Source organism: Bradyrhizobium uaiense (assembly GCF_010811875.1).
GTDB classification, from domain to species: domain Bacteria; phylum Pseudomonadota; class Alphaproteobacteria; order Rhizobiales; family Xanthobacteraceae; genus Bradyrhizobium; species Bradyrhizobium uaiense.
On record NZ_VKHP01000374.1, the window covers coordinates 1 to 6,301 of the forward strand.

Consider the following 6,301-nt stretch of genomic DNA (forward strand, 5'->3'; position numbering starts at 1 on the left):
TGGTACTGATACAGTTCTTGTGTGTGGCGTCCGATACATCGAGCTGTCTCGTCAACGTCTGTCCTCTATGCTGCGGGGGCGGGCGTGTGGTGCGGAGGCAACGCTCCGGCTACAGCGGGAAGGCGCCTACGGCGGCGGTCTCAGCGGCGTCGGCCAGCCGCTGCATCGGATTGGCCTTCGCCACGCGCTCCCAGGTGGAGGAATCCAGCGCGCCGAACAGGCCGGGATCCTTGCGCGTGTAGCCCGGCATCACGGCGTTGGCGGTGGCGCCCGAGCTGGCGAGCTCGATCGCGAGCGACTTCACCAGCACTTCGAGCGCGGCTTTCGCGGCGGCCGATCCCGGATAGGTGGCGCCCGGCACGAAACGATGCGGCCCGAAGCTCGAGACCGCGACGACGCGGCCCCTGGCACTACGCTTGAGGTCGGATAGCGCGGCCGTCGCGATTTCATGGAATGCCGCCGCCATCACGGCGAAGGCGCGCTCCAGCGCCTCGCGCGGCAGGCTGGCGAATTCACGCCGGTCGGCAAAGCCCGCGGCATGCACGATCGTATCGATCGGCCCGAACGCGGCGCGCGCTGCCTCGACCAGCGCGATGCCCGCGCCGGCTGCGGCGAGATCGCCGGTCGCGATTTCGACCTTCGCGCCCTTGCTGCGGCATTCCTCCGCAACCGAATTCAGCCGCGCAAGCCCGGTAGCCTCGGCGCCCTGCCCGTGCAACATCAGCGATTGGCCGGGGCCGGCGAGCCGGCGCGCAACCGCAGCACCAATGCCGGAGCCGCCTCCCGTGATGATTGAAACGCGCATGAGGTGGATGCTTTCAGAGGACCGCGAACTATAGGTTCGGCGTCACGAAATGCAAACCGCGCGCGCCATCGACACCACTAACGCCACGGCTGGACCAGGATCTTGGTGTGCGCCTCGGGATTGGCGAGATCGGCAAACGCCTGCGCGACGCCGTCGATGCCGACGCGGCCGGTGACCAGCGAAGCCGCATCGACCTGGCCTTCCGCGATCAGGCGCAGCGAATAGGCGAACTCTTCCGGCGTGTAGCCGAGCACGTACTGGACGTTGAGCTCCTTGATGATGCCGAGCATCGGCTCCGACTTGTCGGTCTCCATGCAGACGCCGACCACGACGACACGGGCGCTGCGCGGCGCGCCCTCGAACACCTGCTGCAACACGCCGGGCACACCGACGCATTCGAAGATCAGCGCCGGCTTCAGCGGCGGCAACAGCGCCTGCATCGGCGGCCGCGCCGCCTTCTCGGCTTCGGTCATCTGGGCGTGCTCGGCCCAGCTCGCATAGGGCTGCGTCCTGACGGGATCGACCACGACATCGGCGCCCATCTTCTCGGCGAGCCGGCGCCGCGCCGGCGAGTAGTCGGCGGCAACGATCGGGCCGAGCCCCCTGATCTTCAGCGCCGCGATCACCGCAAGGCCGACCGGCCCGCAGCCGATCACCAGCGGAACTTCGCCACCCTGGATGTTGGCCATCGCGACTGCGTGCACGCCGACCGCAAGCGGCTCGGTGAGCGCGGCGTGCTCGGCGGCAAGGCCGTTCGGCACTTCAAGCAGCAGCGGCTCGCTGAGCAGCAACTGCTCGGCATAGGCGCCAGCGTAATCGTTGGAATAGCCGATGCCTTTTGGGCCCTCCGGCGTCAGCAGCGCCGGCAGCGAGCACACGCGCATGCCGGGCTTGAACTTGCGCGTGGTGCCCGGGCCGTAGTCGAGCACCTCGCAGCAGAACTCGTGGCCGAACACGACGTCGCGCGACAGATCCATCGGCGTACGGCCGGGCAGGAACTTGCTCAGCTCAACCATACGGTGGGCGTGCTTGCGCGCGTGCAGATCCGAACCGCAGATGCCGCAGGCGAGCGATTTGACCAGCAGCTGTCCGGCGCCGGGCTTCGGCTCCGGCATCTGGTCGACGACAATCTCGCCGTTTCTGAAGATCGCTGCGCGCATGTTCCCTCCGCGTGGGTTTTGTCCCACTCATTTTGATGTGTATTTCGTCTCGCGAAATACGCTGTCGCGGATCAAGTCCGGGCAGGCTTTCGCTTCAAGACGCTATAGCACGGAGGGTCACCACGTATAGCGCATAACGCCCTTGCCGGCGTAGGACTGGGTGACGTTGGAGAACTCGCCTTCGAAGGTCGCGGCCGCCGACCAGCCGTTGCGCCACTTCATCTCGAGCGAGGCCGTGGTCAGTGCGGAGTCGCTGGCCTGCGCCGCGCCGTTGACCACGAAGGCCGCGCCGGGCAGCGCCTGGAACACGGCGCCAACATTGCGGTTCGGGTTAAAGTCATGCGCCCAGGCGACGCGCCCGCGCAGTGTCAGGATGCCGCTGTCGACCGCGAACGTCTTGTCGCTGCGCAGGCCGAGCTCGCTCCTGACGTCGGTGACGCTCTTCGCCGCATAATTCAGCGCGAAGGCACCGCTGCCGCCGGCGACCACGGTCTCCGCATAGCTCGGCAGCTCGAAACTGGTGAACTGGGCGGCCGCGTAAGGCGTCAGGCCCATCCACGGCGTCGCATACCGATACCCGCCCTCGAGCCGGCCCGACCACGCATTGGCATTGAAGTTGGCACGCAGATGATCGGCGCCCGCGGCGGTGACGATGCGATCGGTGGTGATGTCTTGCCAGCCATAGGCGAGCGCTGCGCTGAGATACGCCGCACCGACGGTGTGGCGGACGAACGCGCCGGCCTGGAACAGGTCCGAGCGGCCCCAGCCGAGGCCGTTGACGCTGAAGCTGGTGCCGCCGCCGGCGAGCGCGATGCCTGCGATGGTGTTCGGCGAGAAGCGATAGTCGGCGCCGACCGCCGTGCCGTAGACGCTGCTGCTGGAATTGTTCGAGCCTAGCACCGCATTGCCGCTGGTGGTCTGCGATCCGCCATAGCCTGCTGCCCAGATGCTCCAGCGTTGATCGAAGTCGAGCTGCCGCGGCGCCTTGGTGTAGATCGCGGCCAGCGCGTCGCGCGGCTCGGTCTTGCGCGCCGCGTAGGCCAGCGTTGTGCTCTCCTCGGCATAAGGCGTCGCCGCCGCGCCACCGCCGAAGCTGCCGTCGCGCCCGGCGACGAACGGATCGGTCAACAGACCGAGGAACTGGTTCATCGCGTTGAACGTCGCCTGCTGCGCGCCGGTCGCGCCCTCGCCCGAGGCCTGGGTCAGGCCGTTCTGCGAGAGTCCCGCGTACGCCACGTTGATGCCGCCATTGGCGTTGAAGAAATTCTGCAGCGTGGTGGCGACATTGCTCTGGTTGACGTTGAGCTTCGATTTCGTGGCGTAATCGAGCGCGAAGTTGAGATAGGCATTGTTCGCGTCGTAGCCGAGCGTCGCGATCAGTCCAGACGGCAGCCCGGTCGAATCGACGCCGGCGAACGTGCCGCTGCGGCCACCCGCGGCTGACAGGATGGTGTATTGCCTGGCGATCGTGCTGCCGGCGGCGACGCTGGCGCCGACCGATCCGGCGAGCGTCGCGGTACCGGTCACCTTGGCTGATGTCGACGCGGTGGAATTCAGTCCGACGAGATACAGCGCGCCGGACTGGAAGGTGAGATTCCCCACAACGTTCAGGAACGTACCTGGCGTCGTATTACCGGGCGTCAGGATGCCGCCGCTCGCAATCGTCGTGTTGCCGACAATGCCGCCGCCGGAGAGCACACCGCCAGAGTTCACGGTCACCGAACTCGACGACACGATCGAACCGTCGACTTGCAGGATGCCGCCATTGACGACCGTGCTGCCGGTATAGGTGTTGACGCCCGTGAGAGTCAGCGTGCCGCTGCCGGTCTTTTCCAGATTGCCGGGCCCGGCCGGGCTGCAACCGCAGGGATCAGAATCCGCGATCACGCCGCTGACGACGGTCGAAAGATTGTTGCCGCCGACGGCAAGCGTGTTGCCGCCACCGATGTAGTAGACGCCTGAGCCAGCGATTGAGCCTGCCGTGATGCGGCCGTCGCCGTTCGGACCGAGGCTGCCGCCGAAGTCGACAAAGCCGGTCCCCTGGGTGATGAACTGCGCGGTGCCGCCGGTCGAATTGGCGGTGAATTTGACGTTGGCGCCACTCTCGGTGGTGATCGTGGCGTTGCCGGCCGTTGCGTAGGCGTCAAAGATCAACGCGGCGCCGGAACGGTTGATGATCGTCGCGTTGCCGGCGGTCGGCGCCTCGGTCAGGCTGAAGCCGGACGTGCCGAAATAGGTCAGGCCACTATTGTCGATCGTCGCGTTCGCCGCGGTGCTGTTCTGGAAGAAGGCGATGTAGCCGGTGGCGGACGTGGTGATCGCAGCCGACGCGGCCGACGAGAATTCGAAGAACTGTGTCGAACCGCCGTTGTTGCCATTGGTGATGGCGGCCTGACCCGCATTGGTATGGCCCAGGAACACGGTGCTGCCGCCGTCGTGATTGTTGATCACGGCTTTGGCGGCCGTGCTGGTGTCCGAGCCGCCGGGAGGGCCAAGCGCGTCGCCGAACACCACGGTGCCGCCATTGGTGTTGTTGAATGTGGCACTGCCGGCGGAGCTGGTGTCGCGGAAGATCGTGAGCGCACCGTTGCTGTTGCTCACGGTGGCATTGCCCGCGGTGCTGCTGTCACGAAACTGCGTGATACCGAAATTCAGGTTGTCGATGATCGCCGTCGATGCCGACGTCGCATTGTGGAACGTGGTGGTGGCGACCCCGTTGAAGCCGTCGTTGACGATCCTGGTGATGCCCGACGTGTTGGCATTGACGATGTCGAACCTGCCGTCGACGTTGACCTGGCCGACGATCGAGGCGATGTGGGTGGCGTCGCCGAGTTGCAGGGTCGCGCAATCGCAGATCGTGGTACCGCCGGTGTAGGTGTTGGTGCCTGTTAGCACCACACGGCCGGCGCCTCCTGAAGCATCCAGCACCATCAGGCTGCCGGGACCGGCAATGTTGCCCGAGTAAACGAAGGTGTATCCGTTGGCGTCGATGCTGGCGCCGGTGGCGTTGATCTGTGCGTTGTTCGCGATCGTGTAGTTGCCGCCGGCCTGCAACGTGCCGCCGTCGAAGGTCAGCAGGCCGGTACCGATCGCCGATGAAACAATCGCGCCCGGCGTGCCCACCGTGTTGACGCCAACTTCCAGCACGCTGCTGCCGCCGGCAGTGCCGCAGGCGGTACCGCAGATCGTGGTGCCGCCGGTGTAAGTATTGGCCCCCGACAGCACCAAGGTGCCGCCGCCATTGAGCACGACGTCGCCGCCGCCGCTGATCGCCCCCGACATCGTGTTGGTGGTGCCGGCCGCGACGGTGATGACGGGATCGCTGTTGATGACGATGGTGTTGGCGATGTTGAAGCCGTTACCGTCCAGCACCAGCCTGGTAAGTCCGGCAAGCGTCTCGCCCATCGTCAGCGTACCGCTGCCGAGCGCGTTGTTGTTGCGGATGACGAGCGTCGATCCGTCGCTCACCGAGGTGCCGCCAGTATAGGAGCTGGCACCGGTGATGATGAGCGAGCGCCCGCCATCCGTCTTGATGGCAACCGATGCGTCGGTGACGCCGCCGGCGAGGCCGGTGATGCTCGAGATGGTCACGTCGCCGGAGGCGCCGGCCGCGCTGGTCTGCAGGAAGGTCAGGCTGGCACCGACGCCATTGGCAATGCCGAGATTGCCGGACAGCGTTCCGCCGCTCGACGTCAGCGTATTTGCGCCTCCCGTGAAGCCGATCGCATAGCCCTGCGCCGAGCCGCCGCTGCCGCTGCCGCTGCCGCCGCCGCCGCCGCCGCCGCCGCCGCCGGTGATCGTTCCGCTGTTGATGATGGTCAAGCCAGCGCCGATGATGCCGGTACCGCCGGTGCCTGCCGCTCCCGGCCGCCCCGTTGTACCGCCGAATGCCGGGTTGCCTCCATTCGAGTAGATGTCCGACACCTGCGCGCCACCGCCACCGCCGGCACCACCGGAGATCGAGCCAGAATTCCTGATCGTTGCGCCTGACGCTGTGACGACGATGCCGGTGCCGCCGTCACCACCGCTACCACCGACGTCGCCCGCGCCACCCGCGCCGCCAGTGCCGCCTGTGATGCTGCCGCTGTTCGAATTGACCCCGGCGCCGGTGAGGATAAATCCCGTACCGCCCGTGCCACCACCACCGCCGCCGCCCGCGATTTGTTGTGAAGGGAACGAGGCGTTGATGCCCCCGCCACCGCCCTTGCCGCCGTTGCCGCCCACCAGTGCCGCGGAATTGTTCAGGCTCGCGCCGCTCGAGCCGTTGGAGCCGCCGCCACCGCCGCCCCCCCCCCCGCCCACTGTGCACTCGTGCGTTCCAGCGACCTCGCCCCAC

3 protein-coding genes are annotated in these 6,301 nt (G+C 66.9%); all 3 read right to left on the bottom strand.

Annotated features, from left to right (window positions below; all coding sequences use genetic code 11):
* Positions 1 to 109: 109 nt before the first annotated feature.
* The gene (locus FNJ47_RS43930; protein ID WP_236000510.1) at positions 110 to 805 is read right to left on the bottom strand and encodes an SDR family NAD(P)-dependent oxidoreductase; all 696 of its coding nucleotides are present in this window, start codon (positions 803 to 805) and stop codon (positions 110 to 112) included.
* A 77-nt stretch (positions 806 to 882) separates the two neighbouring features.
* Positions 883 to 1,965: a zinc-binding dehydrogenase gene (locus tag FNJ47_RS43935; RefSeq protein ID WP_163162749.1), complete on the bottom strand. Its 1,083-nt coding sequence runs from the start codon at positions 1,963 to 1,965 to the stop codon at positions 883 to 885.
* Between the two features lie 117 nt (positions 1,966 to 2,082).
* Positions 2,083 to 6,267 (bottom strand): autotransporter domain-containing protein, encoded by a 4,185-nt coding sequence (locus tag FNJ47_RS43940; RefSeq protein WP_347341802.1) that lies wholly within the window; start codon positions 6,265 to 6,267, stop codon positions 2,083 to 2,085.
* Positions 6,268 to 6,301 lie beyond the last annotated feature (34 nt).

Excerpts from the sequence above, each read along its gene's own strand:
- FNJ47_RS43930 (WP_236000510.1), bottom strand. The coding sequence starts at position 805 with ATGCGCGTTTCAATCATCACGGGAGGCGGCTCCGGCATTGGTGCTGCG.
- FNJ47_RS43935 (WP_163162749.1), bottom strand. The coding sequence starts at position 1,965 with ATGCGCGCAGCGATCTTCAGAAACGGCGAGATTGTCGTCGACCAGATG.